Origin of the sequence: Sphaerimonospora sp. CA-214678, from assembly GCF_050942215.1 — a bacterium.
GTDB lineage: Bacteria > Actinomycetota > Actinomycetes > Streptosporangiales > Streptosporangiaceae > Sphaerimonospora.
In genome coordinates, this window is sequence record NZ_CP192056.1 from 6,442,929 (window position 1) to 6,461,601 (window position 18,673).

Sequence of the window (18,673 nt, forward strand, 5' to 3'; positions counted from 1 at the left end):
CCCGGCGTGACCGGCCCCTCGACCACCCCTCTGGAAGCCCGTGTGAAAGCCCGTTTCGCACCAGCGGTCTCGCCCCCGCGTCCCGTTCCCGTCGCGGCGGGAATTTCCCACAGGCTACCGGGAATCCGTTGAAAGATTCATGTCGGCGGGCGCCGTGGTCCGTCTGAGTGAGCGCAGGGTGAACCGGTCTTCCGCGCCGTCGAACACGCCGCCGGACGGGTCGTCCACGTCGGATTTCCGTACGGCGTCACGCTCCGGCCTGAGGATGTCCCGCACCACGAGCGCCATCAGCACGACGATGGTGATCGCCCTCGCCCACACCGCGAGGAAGTACGGCGTGTCGCCGATGCCCTGGTCGGCGAACTCGGGCATCCGCCCGGTGAGGTAGAGCCAGATCGAGAAGAAGTACCAGCACTCGGCGATCTGCCAGGCGGCCAGCGCCCCCCACTTCGGCCTGGCCAGCACGGCGAACGGCACCAGCCACAGCACATACTGCGGCGACCACACCTTGTTCGTGATCATGAAGGCGGCGAGTGCGAGGAAGCACAGCTGCGCCAGGCGCGGACGGCGCGGCGCGGCCACGGCGAGCACGGCCACCCCCAGCAGCAGTACGGCGAGCGCGGCCATGGCCATCGTGTTCAGCTTCTCTGCGTCGGCGAGGACGCCCCACTGCTTGGTCTGGAAGAAGAACCACAGGCCGCCCCAGTCGGCGCCGCGCTCGCTGCTGAAGGAGTAGAACCTCTTCCAGCCCTCGAAGTTGATCATCATGACCGGGACGTTCACCAGCGACCACGTGGCCGCGGCCGCCGCGGCCGTTTTCACGAACGGCTGCCACTTCGCCGTACGGACTGTGAGCAGGAACAACGCGCCGAAGAACATCAGCGGATAGAACTTCGTCGCCACCGCCAGCGCCAGCAGCACTCCGGCGAGATAGTGGCGCCGCCTGGCCCAGGCCAGCAGGCCGCCGAGCGCGAGCGCACCGGCCGCCAGGTCCCAGTTGATGTACGCGGTGAGGATGACGGCAGGACTGACCGCGTACCAAAGGGCGTCCCAGGGGCGTACCGACCCGGCGAGCGCCGCCATGAGCAGCACCCCTGCGACCAGCGAGAGGCCCATGAGCAGCACGGTGACGTCGTAGAACCGCACGCCGTCGCCGGCGGCGAGCCGCCGCGCGAACTCCATGATCGCCCCGATGCCGACCGGATACTCCACCGGATAGTCGACATAGGGGATCTTTCCCTCGTTGAGGTGCTCTGCCCAGAACAGCGGATAGATGTCCGTGTAGCAGTAATGGGTGAACTGCCCGGCTCCGCCGTTCCAGACGCCGTCGAACCGGCAGGGCCACTTCCACAGGTACGCGAGTATGGCGCCGAGCCCTGCGAGAAGCCCGAGAGGCAGGTACGGCACCGCCCGCGCGGCGAGTCCGGGCAGCGGGCCGGAGGGGGGCGAGGTCCGGGTGGTCATGGTCGGTATTGCACCATCAATTACCGTCACTTGGCGACCTTCGCTGTCAACGATCGTTGTAGGCAGTCCCTTCGACAGGCAATGCGAAGGGGCCCACGGCGGGTGTTCCGTGGGCCCCTCGACGTTCGACCGGCGTTACCGCTTACCGCGTGCCGACTCTCCGGTTGTCCGCCGCGGCCGGGGTCGTGACCGGGAGCGAGGCGGGGGAGCCGTTGCCGAGCGGTTGGTCGTCGCCTCCGGAATCGCCCGGACCGCTCTGCAGGTCGAGGCCGCCGTCGTCGCTGCACGACAGGTCGCCGGGCGGGCAGCCGACGTCATCGGGTTGGAACGGCAGCTCGTCGTCCGGGAAGATCGGCGGAGCCTCCTCGTTCTGTGTGGGACTCGGCGACGGCGACGGGCTCGGCGCGATGTTCTCCGGCATGCCGATCCCCGCCTTCGGCGGGAACTGCTCGACCGGCTTGCCCTCATGAGCCGCGATCATGAAGTTGCGCCAAATGGTGGTCGGCGGGCCCGCGCCCTCGAATCCCAGCGACCTCTCGTGAGCTCGGGAGTAAGGGTTCTCGGCGTTGTACTTCTTACTGGGCTTGTTGTTGGGAGTCTCTGGACACGTCCCGTTGGAAAGGGGCTGTACGACCTTGCCGCTCTTAGTAAGACACTGCTCCCGGTACATGCCCACCGCTGTGGACAGTTGGGGAGTGAAGCCGACGAACCACGCCTCCTTCTCATCGTTGTTGGTTCCGGTCTTACCGGCCGCGGGTCGACCGATCTGGCCTGTGCTCGACGCCGTACCCCCCTTGATCACCGCCTCCAGCGCGACGGTCGCATCAGCAGCGGCGTCCGGTGAGATGACCTGTTTGACGTCCTTCTTCTCCGTGAGGACGACCGTCTTGCCCTGCTTGACTTCTCTGATCACGTGGTAGTCGATGTGCTTGCCCTGGTTGGCGAAGATCGAGTAGCCGGCGGCCTGTTCGACGGGCGTGACACCGACGCTGCCGATCGCGAGCTGGTAGCCGTGGCCGTCCTCACCGTTGACACCGTTCTTGTCGTCTTCGAGGGCCTTCTTGCTGATGCCCGCGGCTTCGGCGAGGGCTCGCAGGTCGTCCAGCTGACCCGGCAGCGCGAACGCCATCGAGGCGTAGGCCGTGTTGATCGAGTGAGCGGTGGCATAAATGACATCGATCGCCGGGGGCACGGCGTGGCCGTTGGTGATGGGTGTGGTGCCCGGGAGCTTCTCCGGCACCGTCTTGCTGCCGGGAACCAGGCTGTTGAGGCTGTAGCCCGCCTCCAGCCAGGCCGCCAGAACATAGGGCTTGAACGCCGACGCCGCCTGTTTCCTGGCATCGAACGGCTCGTTCAAGAAGTCCTTCGTGTAGTCATCCCCGCCGTAGAACGCGTGGACCTGACCGGTCTTCGGGTCCACCGACGCAAGACCCGTGTGGTATTCCCGGGACATGTTCGACGTGACGCCCTTGACGGCCTTCTGGGCCTCCTTCATGAGCCTCTTGTCGAACGTGGTGTAGATCTTGTAGCCGCCGGTTTCGATGTCGTCGCGCTCGATGCCCCGAGCCTGCAGTTCGCGAAGAGCGACTTGGAGCATGTAGCCCTTGAGCCCACCGAAGGCCTGGGACACCTGCTTCGGTCGGGGCTTGGGGAACTTGGCCTGGGTGATGTCCGGATATTTGGGCTTGCCGTCCTCGCCGGTCATCTCGGCCATGCCCTTGACGACGTAGGTGAACCGTTCCTGGGTGGGAGCGAAGTTCTTCTTGCTCTCCGCGAGGTCGAAGTTGCCGGGCTGCTGGATGCGACCGGCCAGATAGGCACCCTGAGCCGGGGTGAGGTCCTTGGTCTTCTTTCCGAAGAACTCCCGCGCGGCGGCCTCGATGCCGTAGGTGTTGCGGCCGAAGGGCACCGTGTTCAGGTAGTACTCGAGGACCTTGTCCTTGGACCACTCCTTGTCGAGCTTCACCGAGATGAAGATCTCCGTGACCTTCCGCTTGATCGTCACGTCCCGGCTCAGCGTGTCGAAGTAGTTGCGGGCCATCTGCTGGGTGATGGTCGAGGCACCCTGGGTCTGCTGGCCGGTGACCGTCATCCACACCGACCGGCCGATGGCGCTCAGGTCGATGCCGGAGTCCTCATAGAAGCTGCGGTTCTCCGCGGCGACCACCGCATCCCGCACGTGCTCGGGCACCTGGTCGAGCGAGACCCTGATCCGCGCGGTGCCGAGCCGGGCGATCGCCGAGCCGTCCCGGTAGTAGAAGACGCTTCCCTGGGCCGTCGCGCTCTCCTGCGCGTCCCGCTCGGACGGCAGATCGGTGTTCATGTAGCCGACCATGATCATTCCGAACACGCCGGCGGTGAGCACGGCACAGCTCGCCAACACGATCTTCCAGCTCGGGACGAAGCGTTTCCAGCCGGCCCGGCGCGGCCCGTCGTCATCGTCGAAGTCCTCGGGACCACCGGGACCGCGCCCACCGGGACCGCCTGGGCCGTTCGGGCCGCCGGGGCCGCCCGGGGCACCGCGTCCGGGGACGGGCCTGCGCCGCCGCCCGCCGGACGACATGATCTCGGTCTCCTGTGCCCCCGGTTCCCGCCTGGGACCGCCGGGAGGCATCCCCAACGGTCCTTCCCGGGAAATCCGGGTCTGCTCATCGCCGCCGAACTCGCCGGGACCGGGAGAGGCACCGCGACGACCCGGCCCACCGGGACCGTTCCCCGGCCTGCCGTGCTCACCACCCGGGCCGGGCCGCCGTCCGGGGCCCTGCTGGCCCTGCTGGCCCTGCTGACCCCGCGGTGGCGGCTGCGGGACGGCGTTCATGGCGGCCGTGTCCTCAAATGCCGCGTCCATGCGACGGCCGCCGGGCGCCTGCTGGGAACGCGGACCGGGCTGTGCGGCACGCTGCCCGGCCTGGGGTGGCGCGGCCTGGGGCCGGGGCGGGCCCTGCGGATTCACAGCGGGGCGCGGGTGGCGGGCCGTCGGTTGCCCGGCCGCCTGAGGGTTCGGCGGCTGCTGGGGATGGCGCGGCTGCTGAGGGTGGGAGGGCAGAGGGTCTCGGCCACGTCCCGGGTAGGGTTCTCCGTACTCGCCGGATTCCCGGGGCGTGCGACGGCGGCGCCCAGGGCGGGGCGATCCGCCGGGGCCCGAGGGATCCTCGGGGCGGCCGGTCGGCTCCGGTCCATAGCTGCTGTTAGTCACGCGTCCTCGTTAGGTCTCAAGGGAATTCGTCGACGTCGGCCGAGGGCCGGGCAAGGTTCCTCCTGAAGGGGGATCGCCCTGCAGCGAGGAGCCTGGGGATCGGCTGCCGGAGAGGACGAACGAGACCGCCAGGTGGTTCCGTAACAACCATGGCAGACCTCCGGCACGGGGACCTGGGATTCGCCGTACTTTCCGGCACCGGGGACACGGGCCGTCACGGCGGTGACCTGGTCGGCCAGCTGCGGCGATTCGTCCCGTTACGTCAATGTGAATTTGCTCACGTTGGAGACGGGACGACACGGGCAGACGACTGTGGTCGTGGTCGTGGCCGCGGTGAAGTTCGACGGGAGCGGCCGTCAGGCCGCCGGTTTCGGCGAGCCCCACCGGCCAATCCCGCCCGGCCTGTCCGGCCGGCCACTGGTTCCCCACAAGTGGCCAGATTACGGCGATTTGCCAAACCTTGCCCAATCGTTGACACGTTGCGCTCTATAGCGCGCCGACGTATTCTGCCGATGTATCGGCTCGATACATCGATCGGACATAGGGGGTGGTTCCAGTGACGGACTCCGGGTCTCGAAGCGCTCTTCTCGAGCTCGCCGTCCTGGGATCGCTGCACGAAACCCCGCTGCACGGGTATGAACTGCGTAAACGGCTCAACACCCTGCTCGGGATGTTCCGTGCGTTCTCCTACGGGTCCCTGTACCCGTGTCTACGCAGTCTGCTGGGCGACGGCCTCATCGCGGAGGAGGAGCCTCCGGAGGACACGGTCCTCGGCCGCCGGTCGAAGATCGTCTACAAGCTGACGGCGGAGGGCAAGGAGCGGCTGCACGAACTGCTCACCCAGGCGGGTCCGTCCGCCTGGGAGGACGAGAGCTTCGGCATCCACTTCGCCTTCTTCCGGCACGCCGAGGCGGAGGTCCGGCTGCGCATTCTCGAGGGCCGCCGCAGCCGCCTGGAGGAACGACTCGAGCGCGTCCGTACGGCTCTGGCACGCACGAGGGAGCGGCTCGACCGCTACACCCTCGAGCTGCAGCGCCACGGACTGGAGTCGGTCGAGCGGGAGGTCCGCTGGCTCAACGAGCTCATCGACTCGGAGCGGCGGAGCAGTACGGCCCTGTCAGCGGCGGCGGAATCGACGGGCTCCGCCACTCCGGCCGGGCCGACCGAGACCGACGACGCGGACGAAGCCGGCGTGACGCCCCCTCAGGCGGCGGCTCCGGGGCGAGCCGTACAGGAAAGAGATCAGAGGGCGGACTCGCCCGAGGCTGATGAATAGGTAAAGGAGCGGGTGCCATGGGTTCGGTGCGCGTAGCCATCGTGGGCGTGGGAAACTGCGCCGCATCGCTGGTACAGGGTGTCCACTACTACAGGGACGCGGATCCGGACAGCCGAGTGCCGGGCCTGATGCACGTGCGCTTCGGTGATTACCACGTCGGTGACGTCGAGTTCGTCGCCGCCTTCGATGTGGACGCCAAGAAGGTCGGCCGGGATCTGTCCGAGGCGATCGTCGCCTCCGAGAACAACACGATCAAGATATGCGACGTGCCGCCGCTCGGCGTGACCGTACAGCGCGGGCCCACCTTCGACGGGCTGGGCGAGTACTACCGGGAGATCATCGAGGAGTCCGACGAAAAGCCCGTGGACGTCGTCCAGGCGCTCAAGGACGCCCGGGTGGACGTCCTGGTCTCCTACCTGCCGGTGGGGTCCGAGGAGGCCGACCGGTTCTACGCCCAGTGCGCGATCGACGCGAAGGTGGCGTTCGTCAACGCGCTGCCCGTCTTCATCGCCACCGACCCGAAGTGGGCGGCCAAGTTCACCGAGGCCGGTGTGCCGATCGTGGGCGACGACATCAAGTCGCAGGTCGGCGCGACCATCACCCACCGCGTGATGGCCAAGCTGTTCGAGGACCGCGGGGTCGAGCTGCTGCGCACCTACCAGCTCAACTTCGGCGGCAACATGGACTTCATGAACATGCTGGAGCGGACCCGCCTGCAGTCGAAGAAGATCTCCAAGACGCAGTCGGTCACCTCCCAGATCCCGCACGAGATGGCCAAGGCCGATGTGCACATCGGCCCGTCGGACCACGTGCCGTGGCTGGACGACCGCAAGTGGGCCTACGTCCGCCTGGAGGGCCGCTCCTTCGGTGACACGCCGCTGAACCTGGAGTACAAGCTGGAGGTCTGGGACTCGCCCAACTCCGCCGGCATCATCATCGACGCGGTGCGCGCCGCCAAGATCGCCCTGGATCGGGGGATCGGCGGGCCGCTGCTGTCACCCTCGTCCTACTTCATGAAGTCGCCGCCGGAGCAGTACTCCGACGACGACGCCCGCGACGCGGTCGAGAAGTTCATCCGCGGTGAGGTCGAGCGTTAGGTCGTACGATGCCCCGGCTCAGCCCGAGCCGGGGCGTTTCTGTGCTGTACGGAGGATCCTCAAGGAGGATCCGTCCGAGGAATCCGTACGGCGAGCCCGCCGTCATGGGCGAGCGGCCGGCGGCAGATCGGCCGGATCGGCCACCGGCCAGGCCAGCGGGTCCGGCCCGAGCGAGACGAGCTGCGGCATCTGCTTCCCGGCCCACGGAGAGATGGGGATCTCTCCACTCATGACCTGGTCGACGTACTGCTTCCAGGGCAGCCAGCGGACCGCGCCGACCTCCTCCGGATTGGGCGTGGCGTCCGTGGAGACGAGGACACGGAAGACGGGACACATCTCGTTCTCCACGATCCCGTTGTCCATCACGGCCCGGTAGGCGAAACGCGGCAGCAGCAGATCGACGGAGTCCGCCCGCAGCCCCAACTCGTAGTCGAGCCTGCGCCGTACCGCCGACGGAGCCGATTCGCCCGGCAGCGGATGCCCGCAGCAGCTGTTGGTCCACTGGTCCGGCCAGGTGAGCTTGTGTCCGGCGCGCCGGGTCAGCAGAACCTGCCCGTCGAAGTCGAAGACGTAGCTGGAGAACGCGAGGTGGAGCGGAGTCTCGGCGCCGTGGATCGTCCACTTGGAAGCGGTGCCGATCGGGTTGCCGCCATCGTCGAGGAGCACGACATGTTCATCGGTGGTCACGCTCCGAGACTACGTGATCATGTCAATAGAACCCAGGCGAATGAGTGAGCGGCACGTTCCTTACGCCGCCGACTCAGGGATCTGTCAGGGATGATCCCGATATCCGTCTCCTGATCGCCCGCGTAGGCTGTATGCGTGTCCTTCGTCTCTGACCTGCGCGTCCTCCTGGAGGGCCGGGACTTCCGCCGGCTTTTCGGCACCCGTCTCGTATCGCAGTTCTCGGACGGAATCTTCCAGTTCGCCGTGGCGGGCTACGCGTTCTTCACTCCGGAGAAGCAGGCCACGGCAGCCGAGGTCGCGGTGGCCATGGCCGTGCTGCTGCTGCCGTACAGCGTGTTCGGCCCCTTCGTCGGGGTCCTGATCGACCGCTGGTCGCGGCGGCAGATCCTGGTCGTCGCGCCGCTCGTGCGCGGGACGCTGCTGCTGGTGACGGCGGGTCTGGTCGCCCTGGACGTGCCGGACGCGGTCTTCTACGGGGCCTCGCTCGCCGTGCTCGCCGTCAACCGGTTCTTCCTCTCCGCGCTCGGGGCGTCGCTGCCCCATGTCGTGCCGCGGGACCGGCTCGTCCTGGCCAACGCCATCACGCCCACATCGGGTACGGTCCTCACCGCCGTGGGCATGGGCGCGGCCTTCGTGCTCCGCCTGGTCTTCGGCTCGGGACACGGAGGCACCGCGACACTGCTCGCCATCTCCGGCCTGTCCTTCGGGCTGAGCGCGATCATCGCCACGACGATGGAGCGTTCCCTGCTCGGGCCGCCGTACGACCCGGGTCGTCCCCCGGCCGGCGAAGCCGTACGGATCGTGCTGCGCGGCCTGGTGGAGGGCGCCCGGCATCTCGGCCGGCGCCGCCGGGCGGCGGCCGCTCTCAGCGCCATGGCCGCCCACCGGCTCCTGTTCGGGATATCGCTGGCCATGGTGGTCATGCTGTACCGCTACTACTTCACGACCGACGTGGACGCCGCGCTGGAGGGCATCACGCTGGTCGGGGGCGCGACGGGCGTCGGCATCTTCCTCGCGGTGCTCATCACGCCGTGGGCGACCGAGCGGTTCCGGATCGAGATGTGGATCCCGGCCATGCTCACCGTCTCCGGCGTGCTGGAGCTCCTGCTGTGCGCGACCTTTCACGAGTGGGCGTTCGTCGTCGCCGGCCTACTGCTGGGCGTCACCGGGCAGAGCGTGAAGATCTGCGCCGACACCGTGGTGCAGCGGGAGGTCGACGACCACTTCCTCGGCCGGACCTTCTCCATCTACGACATGCTGTTCAACGTCTCGACCGTCCTGGGCGCCGCGCTGGCCGCCACGATGCTGCCGCCCGACGGCAAGTCCTTCCTGGCCCTCTCGGTGATCAGCATGACCTATCTCCTCGGCGTCCTGGCGTACCGGCTGATCCTCCCCTCGGCCGCCACCCGCACACCCGCCGTCGTCACCGACTGACCGCCGTAGAACATCCTCCCCCGAACCCGCGCGTACGGCTCGCGCTCGCTCGGGGAAGCACGGACGTGAGCTGTGCGCTCGGCGGATCAGACCCGGTGATGCGTACGGCGTCCGCGTCACCGGGGTCCGCTCCCCCTCCTGGCTAGGGTGATGCCGTGAAAGCTGAGGACATCCTGCGACTGGACCGCGAGCACGTCTGGCATCCCTACGCGGCGGTGCCGTCCGGCGTGCCGGTCCACGCGGTGCGCGGCGCCCATGGCGTACGGCTCACGCTCGCCGACGGCCGGGAGCTCGTCGACGGCATGTCGTCGTGGTGGGCGGCCATCCACGGGTACGACCACCCGAGGCTGAACCAGGCGATCCGCGACCAGCTCGACGACATGGCCCATGTCATGTTCGGCGGGCTCACCCACGAGCCGGCCGTACGGCTCGCGCGTACGCTCACCGAGCTGACCGGGCTGGACCGTGTCTTCCTGGCCGACTCGGGCTCGGTGGCCGTCGAGGTCGCGATCAAGATGGCCCTGCAGTACGCGGCGGCCACCGGCCGTCCCGGTCGGACCAGGCTGTTCACGGTCAGGGGCGGCTATCACGGCGACACGTTCGGCGCGATGTCGGTCTGCGACCCGGTGAGCGGCATGCACCATCTGTTCTCCGGCGTGCTGCCGAGCCATGTCTTCGGGCCCGTCCCGCCCGCCGGATACGAGGAGGCCTACCTGGCGGAGCTGTCCGCACTGGTGGGGGCGCACGCGGACGAGCTGGCAGCGATCATCGTGGAGCCGATCGTCCAGGGCGCGGGAGGCATGCGCTTCTATCACCCGGCCTGTCTGCGCCGGCTGCGCGAGCTGGCCGACGAGCACGGCATCCTGCTGATCGCCGACGAGATCGCGACCGGCTTCGGCCGCACGGGCGAGCTGTTCGGGTGCGACCACGCCGGGATCAGGCCCGACATCATGTGCCTGGGCAAGGCGCTGACCGGCGGATACCTGACGCTCGCCGCGACATTGTGCACCGCGCGGGTGGCCGACGGCATCGGGGTGCTGATGCACGGGCCGACCTTCATGGGCAACCCGCTCGCCGCGGCGGTCGCGGGCGCCTCGCTCGACCTGCTGGCCGAGCGTCCCTGGCGGGAGGAGGTCAAGTGGATCGAGGCCGGGCTGATCGACGGCCTGGCGCCGGCGGCCGGACATCCCGGGGTACGGGACGTCCGGGTCCTCGGCGCGATCGGGGTGATCGAGATGGTCGGCCCCCTCGATATCGCGAAAATTCAGGACATCGTGATGAGCCACGGCGTGTGGCTCCGGCCGTTCGGCCGCCTCATCTACACGATGCCGCCCTACGCCTGCACCCCCGACGACATCGCGGCCATCACCCACGCCATGGTCGCCGCCGCCACAACAGCCACCCCCACCCCCATGGCGTGATCTTGTAATTACTTGCAAGCCCACCCGCCGACCAGGCATTTCCCGTTCCGTGATCTTGCAGTTTCTCGCACACACGGCCTTTGACCTGGCACGTTCATTTCGGTGATCTTGCACTTCCATCTCAACTGCAAGATCACCAATGGTAGAAGTGCAGGCCGGCTGCCCAGCGTGCGAGAAACTGCAAGATCACGAGAGGCGTTCGCCCTGGTCAGGGGCGCACCATGCGAGAAACTACAAGATCACGGCAGGAGGTCGTTCTCGCGGGCCCACTTGAGCAGGGCCTCGCGCGCGGCCTCCTTGCCGATCACGCCCTCGTCCATGCGGATCTCCAGCATGTGCCGGTACGCCCGGCCGATGACGGGCCCCGGTGGCAGGCCGAGGATCTCCTGGATCTCGTTGCCGTCCAGCTCCGGGCGGATCTTGGCGAGCTCCTCCTCCTCGGCCAGCCGGGCGATGCGCTCCTCCAGCTGGTCGTACGTCCGCGACAGCGCGGCCGCCTTGCGCTTGTTGCGTGTCGTGCAGTCGGCCCGGGTCAGCTTGTGCAGCCGATCCAGCAGGTGCCCCGCGTCGCGGACGTACCGCCGGACCGCGCTGTCGGTCCACTCCCCCGTGCCGTACCCGTGGAAGCGCAGGTGCAGCTCCACCAGCCGCGACACGTCGGCCACGACGTCCTTGGGGAAGCGCAGCTCGGTCAGCCGCTTCTTCGCCATCTGCGCGCCCACCACCTCGTGGTGGTGGAATGAGACCCGGCCTCCCGGTTCGTTGCGCCGGGTCTTCGGTTTGCCGATGTCGTGCAGCAGCGCGGCCCATCGCAGCACCCGGTCCGGGCCGCCGGTCTCCAGGTCGATGGCCTGCTCCAGCACGATCAGCGTGTGCTCGTAGACGTCCTTGTGCCGGTGGTGCTCATCGATCTCCAGCCGGAGCTTCGGCAGCTCGGGCAGGACATGGGCGGCCAGCCCGGTCTCGACGAGCAGCGCCAGCCCGGCCCTGGGCCGGGACCCGAGCAGCAGCTTGTCGAGCTCGTCGCGGATGCGCTCCGCCGAGACGATCTCGATTCGGCCGGCCATCGCGGTCATCGCCTCGACCACCGCAGCCTCCACGCCGAAGCCGAGCTGCGCGGCGAACCTGGCGGCCCGCAGCATACGCAGCGGGTCGTCGTCGAACGACTGCTCGGGCCGAGCCGGCGTACGCAGCACCTTCGCGGCCAGGTCGGGCAGCCCGCCGTAGGGGTCCACGAACTCGTGGCACGGCAGCCTGACCGCCATCGCGTTGACCGCGAAGTCGCGCCGGGCGAGGTCGCCGTCGAGCGTGTCGCCGTACTCCACGTCGGGCTTGCGCGACGCCGGATCGTACGACTCGGTGCGATAGGTGGTGATCTCCAGCAGCCAGCCGCCCTTGCGTACGCCGACGGTGCCGAAATCGATGCCGATCGTCCACACCGCGTCGGCCCAGTCTTTGACGATCTCCAGCACCTGCTCGGGACGGGCGTCCGTCGTCAGGTCGAGATCGTTTCCGATGCGGCCGAGGAAGACGTCACGCACGGAGCCGCCGACCAGGGCCAGCTCGTGCCCGCGCGCCGCGAACAGTTCGCCGAGTTCGTCGGCCACCGGGGCGAGCCGGCGGAACAGCTCGTTGACGGCGCGCCGCTGGCTGTCGGTCAGATTTGAAGAGGACAAGGCTGGGTAGGTCCTTCGGTCACGGGACAGGTTCTCCCCCCGAGTGCCCTTCGGTGTCACCCAGGGGAGACGCACACCTAGAGAGCACCTGGTCGGTTCGGGAGCGCTGGACGACACAAGGAGCACACGAGATGAAGGACGCTCTCGCGATTCACCGTCGGCTCCTCGCCCGCCAGATCCACCATGAGATCGTACGTCTTCCGCGGCCGTTGACATGTGCCGACGACCTCCCCGAGATGCTCGGCGTGACTCCTGAGACATGTGTTCGCGTTTCCGTGTTCGAGGTGCCCGCCCGTGGCCGCGTCGATCCGGTGGCCGTGGTCGGCAGCGTGGCCGCCCGCCTCACGGCACAGGCGGTCGGCGCCGTACTGCACACCCACGGTGTACGGCCCGCCTCGTCGTTCGTGGTGAACTCGGTGACCGACTACCCCGATCGGCTGGTCTGCCCGCTGCTGCTCCCCGACGGCCTCACGGTCCTGGTCGACCAGCGGGTGGTCGACCGCCTCGACCCGGACGAGTTCGCGTACACCCCGACGGGCGAACGCCGTACCGCACTGCGAATCCGGGCACTCCACCTTTTCAACCTCATACCAGGCAAGCGGCTGGACCTGGAAACACCGCGTCGGCCGGGTCTCACGAGACGGGCCAGTCCTATGCGGACGGCATAGGCCATAGCATTCTGGACGTGCGCCGTTCCTCATCGCCGGCCCGCGCATGATCCGTAAGGCCGCGCTGCTGACCCTGCTGACCGCCCTGCTCGCTCCCGCCGGCATGGCCGGTTCGGCTGCCGCGGCGAGCCCACGCGCGGCTGCCGCGGCCCCCACTGCCCAGGCGGATCCCCTCGTCGTCGAGCAGATCACACCGGAGATCCAGCGGGAGGCCGCCACACCCATCGCGGTCTCCGGCACCGTGACCGGGACGCCGCAGTCGTCCGTACGGGTCCGGATCCACTACTCCCCGAGCAGGCCCTTCGGGACGCGGGCCGAGCTGGCGAGCTTCCTGGGTGATCGGGGCTATTTCACGACGAGCTATCGGACGATGATCCAGGTGACCCGGCTCGACGAGTCGGGGAAGCTGCCCTTCGAGTTCAGCGTCACGCCCCGGGAGCTCGGCATGTTCCGCGCCGGGGTCTATCCCCTGGCCATCGAGGTCCTCGACGCCATGACCGGCCAGCGGATCGCGATCGACCGGACGGTCCTGCCCTATGTGCCCGCCGACACCGAGCAGCTCTCCAGGGTCAGGCTCGCCCTCGCCATGCCGATCGTCGACCGGCCGCACCGGGCGGACGACAGCACGTTCATGGACGACGAGCTGCGCGGATCGATCTCCTCGGGACGCCTGGCCAACCTGCTCAAGCTGGTCCAGACGACGCACGAGACCGTGACCTGGTTCGTCGATCCCGCCCTGCTGCAGGATGTGAAGACGACGTCGGCCGGGCCGTACATGATCAAGACGAGCGACGGCGTCCGGCGCGCGACCGCCGACCCCGCCGCCGGCAAGTGGCTCTCCGACCTGCGCGCCGCCCTTTCCGGAAAGCCCGTGCTGGCCACGCCGTACGGCGATCCCGACCTGGCGGCGCTGGTGCACAACCGCCTCGACGCCCCCGCGGTCGCGGCGGTGCAGCGGGGGGCCAGCGCGGCGTCGGAACTGCTCGGCCGGGAGGTGCCGACCTCCACCACCTGGCCCGTCGGCGGACGGATCGACCGCGACACGCTCGACGAACTGGCGATGTCCGGGGTGAAGTCGGTCCTGCTGTCCGGCAACGCGTTCCTGCCGGCGCCCCCGGACGACAGCGATGCCACTCAACCCGGCACACCCCGGACACCACCGTCGAATGTCGCCTCGGCCACGACCGACGCCGCACTGCGGGTCGACACCGTGGCCGAGACCCCGGTGACCGCGCTGCTCGCCGACCCCACGCTGAGCCAGATCCTCGGCGGCGACGTCTCAGCACCCGGTAACGCGCTGCTGGCCCGGCAGCGGTTCATCGGCGAGACCGCCATGATCGCATTCGAGCAGACCGGTCAGCCGGGGCAGACCGCCGGGCAGCGGACGCTGCCGACCAGGACGATCGTCGCCGCTCCCGATGAGCGGATCTGGAACCCCGATCCCGCGTTCGTCTCCTCCCTGCTGAAGGCGGCCGCAGACGCGCCCTGGCTGCGGATGACCTCGCTCGACTCGGTGAAGCCGACCCGGGCGGCCCGCTCCGATTTCAGCTATACGGACCAGGACAGGCAGGCCGAGCTGCGCCGCGCCTATCTGGGCACGGTGCGCAGGCTCGGGCAGGAAGCCGACGCGGTGTCCACGGTCACCGCCAAGCACAACCAGCTCTTCCACGAGGCCATCCTGCGGCTGACCTCGGCGGCCTGGCGGAACGACCGCAAGCGGGCGCACGCCTTCGCCAAACAGGTGGAGGGGGCGATCAACGACCGGCTGGGCAAGGTGTCGGTGATCGACACTCCCAGAGCCGTGGCGGGCGCCGACGGCCAGGTGCCGGTCAGCGTGGCGAACAACCTCGACAGCGACATCACCATCAAGATCCGCGTCACCTCCGACGACGAGGCGCGGCTCGCCATCGACTTCCCCGGAGGCGTCTACGAGACCGATGCCATAACGGTGCTGAGCGACCGCACGCAGCTGGTGAACGTGCCGGTGACCGTGCCGGGGGGTGGCGGCGGCGAGGCGACCATCTCCGTCCAGGTCCTGACGGCGGAGGGCGGCAAGTACGGCAAGGCCGTGCGGGTGACCGTACGGGCCACCGACTACACCGGCATCGCCCTCGTCGTCGTGGGCGGCGCCCTGGTCATCATGCTTGCCGCGGTCGTACTGCGCATCCTGCGGCGGCGGTCGCGCCGGACCTTCCCGTTCGATCCCCAGAACGGTGACGTCCCCGCGCCATCGAACGAGACGCCTTCCGATGCCGCTCCGTCCGATCGGACGGAGCCCGGCCAGGCTCGGGCCGCATCGGTCGAGGTCGAGCGGGGGGACCAACCTCCGGCATAGTTTGGTGGTCGCCGAGGGCTGCTCGGTGGCTGCTGTCCGTGGCGAGCTGAAGGAATGACATGAGCAGGATGCTCCGAGCCGGCGCGATCATGGCCGCGGGCACAATGGTCTCGCGGCTCACCGGCTTCCTGCGTACGGCGCTGCTCGCGGCGGCCATCGGCACCTTCGCGCTCGGCGACGCGTACAACGCGGCCTACCAGATCCCGTACATCCTGTTCGACCTGCTGCTGCAGGGCGTGCTGAGCAGCGTGGTCGTCCCGCTGATCGTCCGGGCGCAGAAGAACGACCCCGACGGGGGACAGGCCTTCGAGCAGCGGCTGATGACGCTGGCGGTGGTCGTGCTGGCCGGGGTCGCCCTGATCGGCGTGCTGATCGCGCATCCGATCATGGAGCTGTACGTCGCGTCGAACTGGTCGGCGCACAAGGTCGACGTGGCCGCCACGCTGGCGCGGTTCCTCCTGCCGCAGATCGCGCTCTTCGGCATCGGGGCCATGGCCGGGGCGATCCTGAACACCCGCGACAGGTTCGGCGCCCCGATGTGGGCGCCGGTGCTCAACAACATCGTGGTGATCGGCGTGCTGATCGCCTATCTGAAGATCGGCACGGACGACATCGAGAAGGTGACGGACGGCGAGCTCGCGCTGCTGGGTCTCGGCACCACGGCCGGCATCGTGGCCCAGACGATCGTGCTCGTCATCGCGCTGCACCGGGTGGGCTTCCGGTTCAGGCCGCGGTTCGGCCTGCGCGACAGCGGCCTCGGCCAGGCGGCCAGGACGGCCGTCTGGACGTTCGTCTTCGTCGGCGTGAACCAGCTCGGCTTCTGGGTGACGACCAAGCTCGCCACCGGCGCCGGCGACCAGGCGGAGGGGGCGGGCAACAGCGCGTACGCCTACGCGTTCCAGCTCTTCCAGCTGCCGTACGGAATCATCGCGGTTTCGGTGATCACGGCGATGCTACCGAGGATGAGCAGGTTCGTCGCCGATGGGGACATGGACTCGGCCCGGGGAGAGTTCTCCTCCGGTGTGCGGCTGGTGTCGTCCGTGATCGTCCCGTCGAGCCTGCTGCTGCTGGTGCTCGGCCCCGCGGTGACCACGCTGATCTTCTCCTGGGGGCGCATGACCACCGGGGACGCCCGATACATCGGTTATGTTCTGATGGTCTTCGGGCTCGCGCTGGTGCCGTTCTCGATTTTCCAGCTCCTGCTGCGGGTCTTCTACAGCTTCGGCGACACCCGCACCCCGGCCGCCATCGCCGGGATAAATGTCACGATAAATGCAACCTTAAGCCTGATCGTGTATTTCACCCTGCCCGCGCGGTACATCGTCATCGGGATGGCGTTCTCCTTCATGGTCACGTACGTGATCGGGAGCGGGGTCGCCTGGACACTGGCGAGCCGGAGGGTCGGCGGACTGGGCGGCCGGGAGGTGGCCGCCGGTCTGTCGCGGATGTTCGCGGCGGCGATCCCGGCAGCGGCAGCCGCCCTGGCCGTACTCTGGGTGATCAGGGAGCTGGCCGGGATCGACACGGTCAGCTCGGCGGTCGTGCTCGCCGTCGGCGGCGGGGCGGGGCTGCTGCTCTACCTGCTGGCCGCGCACCGGCTGCGGGTGCCCGAGGTCGGTTCCATCATTGGACTTGTGACGAGCCGGGTAGGACGCTAGGAGTCCTCAAACGTGATCGGCAGATCGAAGACGCCCCGGACGTCCGATTCGTTCGGTGTCTCCGATCGGGAAGGCGGGCAGGACCGGCACCCTACTAGCATGGACTGCCTAGGAATCAACCTACGGGCGGCGAGCGGAAGCGGGAAGGCGTGGGCGAAACCACCCGGCATCGGCTGATGCATGCCGATCGGCCACGGATCAAGGCGGCCGCATGAGCATGTCCACAGTCGAACCAGGCACGCTGCTGGCTGACCGGTTCCGTCTGGAGGACCGGGTCAGCGAGTCAGGCGGCGCGACCATCTGGAAGGCCATCGACGAGATCCTTGCCAGGCCGGTCGCCGTGCACACGTTCTCGCCGGAGTTCACCCGTGTCACCGAGGTCGTGACAGCGGCACGCATGGCGAGCCGTCTCACCGACCCCAGGCTCACCCAGGTCTTCGACGCGGCGGACGAGGACGGCACCGCCTATGTGGTGAGCGAGTGGGTCAGCGGGGAGTCGCTGCTCGACCTGCTCTCCAACGGGTCCGTAGAACCCGAGCGCGGAGCCGCCCTCGTGGCCGAGGCCGCCGAGGCGCTGGCCCACGCCCACGAGGCGGGGCTCACCCACCTGCATCTCACTCCCGACCGTCTCATGTGGACCACGAGCGGCACGGTCAAACTGCTCGGCCTCGCCGTGGACGCCGCGATCCTCGAAACGGACATGGGCGAGGACGCGGCACGCGAGGACGCGGTGGGCCTGGGCCGGCTGCTGTACGCCGCGGTGACCGGTCACTGGCCGGGTGCGGAAGACTGCGGCCTGCCCGCGGCCCCGACCGACGACGGCAGGATCTGCACGCCCCGGCAGGTCACGGCGGGGGTGCCCGGCTATCTCGACGCCATCACCTGCCGGGCGCTGCTGCAGGAGGCCAAGCGGGGACAGCCCCCGCTCTCGACTCCCGCCGAGGTGGCCGAGGCCCTCGCCGACGTGCCGCGACCGGCCCCCCCACCCGTCACCACGGCCCCGCCGGCGCTGAACCGGCGTACAGAGGCGCATGACGGGATGTCCGCCTCCCCGGCCCGGCACCAGCCGATGGGGCCGACGCCCTCCTGGAACGCGGCTCCGGCCTGGAACGGCGCGCCCGCCTGGAACGGTGGGCAGCAGCAGACGACCGGCACCGCGAGCAAGATCCTGCTCACCGTCATCATCCTGCTGGTCATGGCGGCAGTCGGCGTCGGCGCGTGGACCGTGGGCAAGAATCTCGGCAACACGCCGCAGACCACCCACTCGGCCGAGCCGTCCCAGTCGGCCGCCACGCACAAGCCGGTGGCCGTCGAACCGGTGAGCGCGGCCGGGTTCGACCCGCTGGGCGACGACAAGATCGAGAACCCCGATTTCGCCCCGCTCGCCATCGACGGCAAGTCCTCCACCGAGTGGCACACGACGAGCTACAACAGCGCCGACCTCGGCCGGCTCAAGGAGGGGGTCGGCCTGATCCTCGACATGGGCAAGCCGATCCCGATCTCCAACGTGGCGGTCTCCCTGGGCGGCTCTCCCGGCGCGAGCGTCCAGTTGAAGGTGGGCGACGCCGCCGATCTCGCGTCGCTGCAGACGGTCGCCAAGGCGGAGGACACCTCCGGCACCGTGACGCTCACCCCGGAAAAGGCGACGACCGGTCAGTTCGTTTTGATCTGGTTTACCCGTCTTCCGCCCTATGAGGGCAAGTATCGTGGCACCATCTACGAGGTAACGGTTCATTCCCCAGGATCGGCATAGCAGGGCGT

General features: G+C 68.7%; 12 protein-coding genes. 8 read left to right on the forward strand and 4 right to left on the reverse strand.

Features of this window, described 5'->3' with window-relative positions:
- Positions 1-114 precede the first annotated feature (114 nt).
- Both ACQP1K_RS28530 and ACQP1K_RS28535 read right to left on the reverse strand, forming a co-directional pair.
- Positions 115-1,464, reverse strand: a complete 1,350-nt coding sequence (locus ACQP1K_RS28530; RefSeq protein WP_433498767.1) for a glycosyltransferase family 87 protein — start codon at positions 1,462-1,464, stop codon at positions 115-117.
- Positions 1,465-1,606: 142 nt separating this feature from the next.
- The gene (locus ACQP1K_RS28535) at positions 1,607-4,078 is read right to left on the reverse strand and encodes a transglycosylase domain-containing protein (RefSeq protein WP_433498768.1); all 2,472 of its coding nucleotides are present in this window, start codon (positions 4,076-4,078) and stop codon (positions 1,607-1,609) included.
- A 1,138-nt stretch (positions 4,079-5,216) separates the two neighbouring features.
- Here ACQP1K_RS28535 and ACQP1K_RS28540 point away from each other — a divergent pair.
- Positions 5,217-5,936, forward strand: coding sequence for a helix-turn-helix transcriptional regulator (locus ACQP1K_RS28540; RefSeq protein ID WP_433498769.1), 720 nt, complete (start codon positions 5,217-5,219; stop codon positions 5,934-5,936).
- A gap of 17 nt (positions 5,937-5,953) precedes the next feature.
- Positions 5,954-7,033 (forward strand): inositol-3-phosphate synthase, encoded by a 1,080-nt coding sequence (locus ACQP1K_RS28545; RefSeq protein ID WP_433498770.1) that lies wholly within the window; start codon positions 5,954-5,956, stop codon positions 7,031-7,033.
- A gap of 102 nt (positions 7,034-7,135) precedes the next feature.
- On the opposite strand, the gene idi is transcribed toward ACQP1K_RS28545, so the two are convergent.
- Positions 7,136-7,720, reverse strand: a complete 585-nt coding sequence (idi, locus tag ACQP1K_RS28550; RefSeq protein ID WP_433498771.1) for an isopentenyl-diphosphate Delta-isomerase — start codon at positions 7,718-7,720, stop codon at positions 7,136-7,138.
- A 135-nt stretch (positions 7,721-7,855) separates the two neighbouring features.
- On the opposite strand from idi, the gene ACQP1K_RS28555 reads away from it, so the two are divergent.
- Both ACQP1K_RS28555 and ACQP1K_RS28560 read left to right on the forward strand, forming a co-directional pair.
- Positions 7,856-9,154: an MFS transporter gene (locus ACQP1K_RS28555; protein WP_433498772.1), complete on the forward strand. Its 1,299-nt coding sequence runs from the start codon at positions 7,856-7,858 to the stop codon at positions 9,152-9,154.
- A 155-nt stretch (positions 9,155-9,309) separates the two neighbouring features.
- Entirely contained in the window at positions 9,310-10,575 is a 1,266-nt protein-coding gene (locus tag ACQP1K_RS28560; RefSeq protein WP_433498773.1) for an adenosylmethionine--8-amino-7-oxononanoate transaminase, read from the forward strand.
- Positions 10,576-10,814: 239 nt separating this feature from the next.
- On the opposite strand, the gene ACQP1K_RS28565 is transcribed toward ACQP1K_RS28560, so the two are convergent.
- Positions 10,815-12,251 (reverse strand): CCA tRNA nucleotidyltransferase, encoded by a 1,437-nt coding sequence (locus ACQP1K_RS28565; RefSeq protein WP_433498774.1) that lies wholly within the window; start codon positions 12,249-12,251, stop codon positions 10,815-10,817.
- 131 nt (positions 12,252-12,382) lie between these two features.
- Between ACQP1K_RS28565 and ACQP1K_RS28570 the strand changes: the two genes are divergently transcribed.
- From ACQP1K_RS28570 to ACQP1K_RS28585, 4 genes are all read left to right on the forward strand, one after another.
- The gene (locus ACQP1K_RS28570; RefSeq protein ID WP_433498775.1) at positions 12,383-12,919 is read left to right on the forward strand and encodes an aminoacyl-tRNA deacylase; all 537 of its coding nucleotides are present in this window, start codon (positions 12,383-12,385) and stop codon (positions 12,917-12,919) included.
- A gap of 46 nt (positions 12,920-12,965) precedes the next feature.
- Positions 12,966-15,254: a hypothetical protein gene (locus tag ACQP1K_RS28575; protein ID WP_433498776.1), complete on the forward strand. Its 2,289-nt coding sequence runs from the start codon at positions 12,966-12,968 to the stop codon at positions 15,252-15,254.
- Between the two features lie 59 nt (positions 15,255-15,313).
- Complete coding sequence (murJ, locus tag ACQP1K_RS28580) at positions 15,314-16,912, forward strand: murein biosynthesis integral membrane protein MurJ (protein WP_433498777.1); 1,599 nt, start codon at positions 15,314-15,316, stop codon at positions 16,910-16,912.
- A gap of 211 nt (positions 16,913-17,123) precedes the next feature.
- Positions 17,124-18,665 carry a protein kinase family protein gene (locus ACQP1K_RS28585; protein WP_433498778.1) on the forward strand — a complete coding sequence of 514 codons (1,542 nt, stop codon included), beginning with the start codon at positions 17,124-17,126 and terminating at the stop codon, positions 18,663-18,665.
- Positions 18,666-18,673 lie beyond the last annotated feature (8 nt).

Coding starts and splice junctions, on each gene's coding strand:
- ACQP1K_RS28530 (WP_433498767.1), bottom strand. CDS start 1,464: ATGACCACCCGGACCTCGCCCCCCTCCGGCCCGCTGCCCGGACTCGCC.
- ACQP1K_RS28535 (WP_433498768.1), bottom strand. CDS start 4,078: ATGCCTCCCGGCGGTCCCAGGCGGGAACCGGGGGCACAGGAGACCGAG.
- ACQP1K_RS28545 (WP_433498770.1), top strand. CDS start 5,954: ATGGGTTCGGTGCGCGTAGCCATCGTGGGCGTGGGAAACTGCGCCGCA.
- ACQP1K_RS28570 (WP_433498775.1), top strand. CDS start 12,383: ATGAAGGACGCTCTCGCGATTCACCGTCGGCTCCTCGCCCGCCAGATC.
- ACQP1K_RS28575 (WP_433498776.1), top strand. CDS start 12,966: ATGATCCGTAAGGCCGCGCTGCTGACCCTGCTGACCGCCCTGCTCGCT.
- murJ (WP_433498777.1), top strand. CDS start 15,314: ATGAGCAGGATGCTCCGAGCCGGCGCGATCATGGCCGCGGGCACAATG.
- ACQP1K_RS28585 (WP_433498778.1), top strand. CDS start 17,124: ATGAGCATGTCCACAGTCGAACCAGGCACGCTGCTGGCTGACCGGTTC.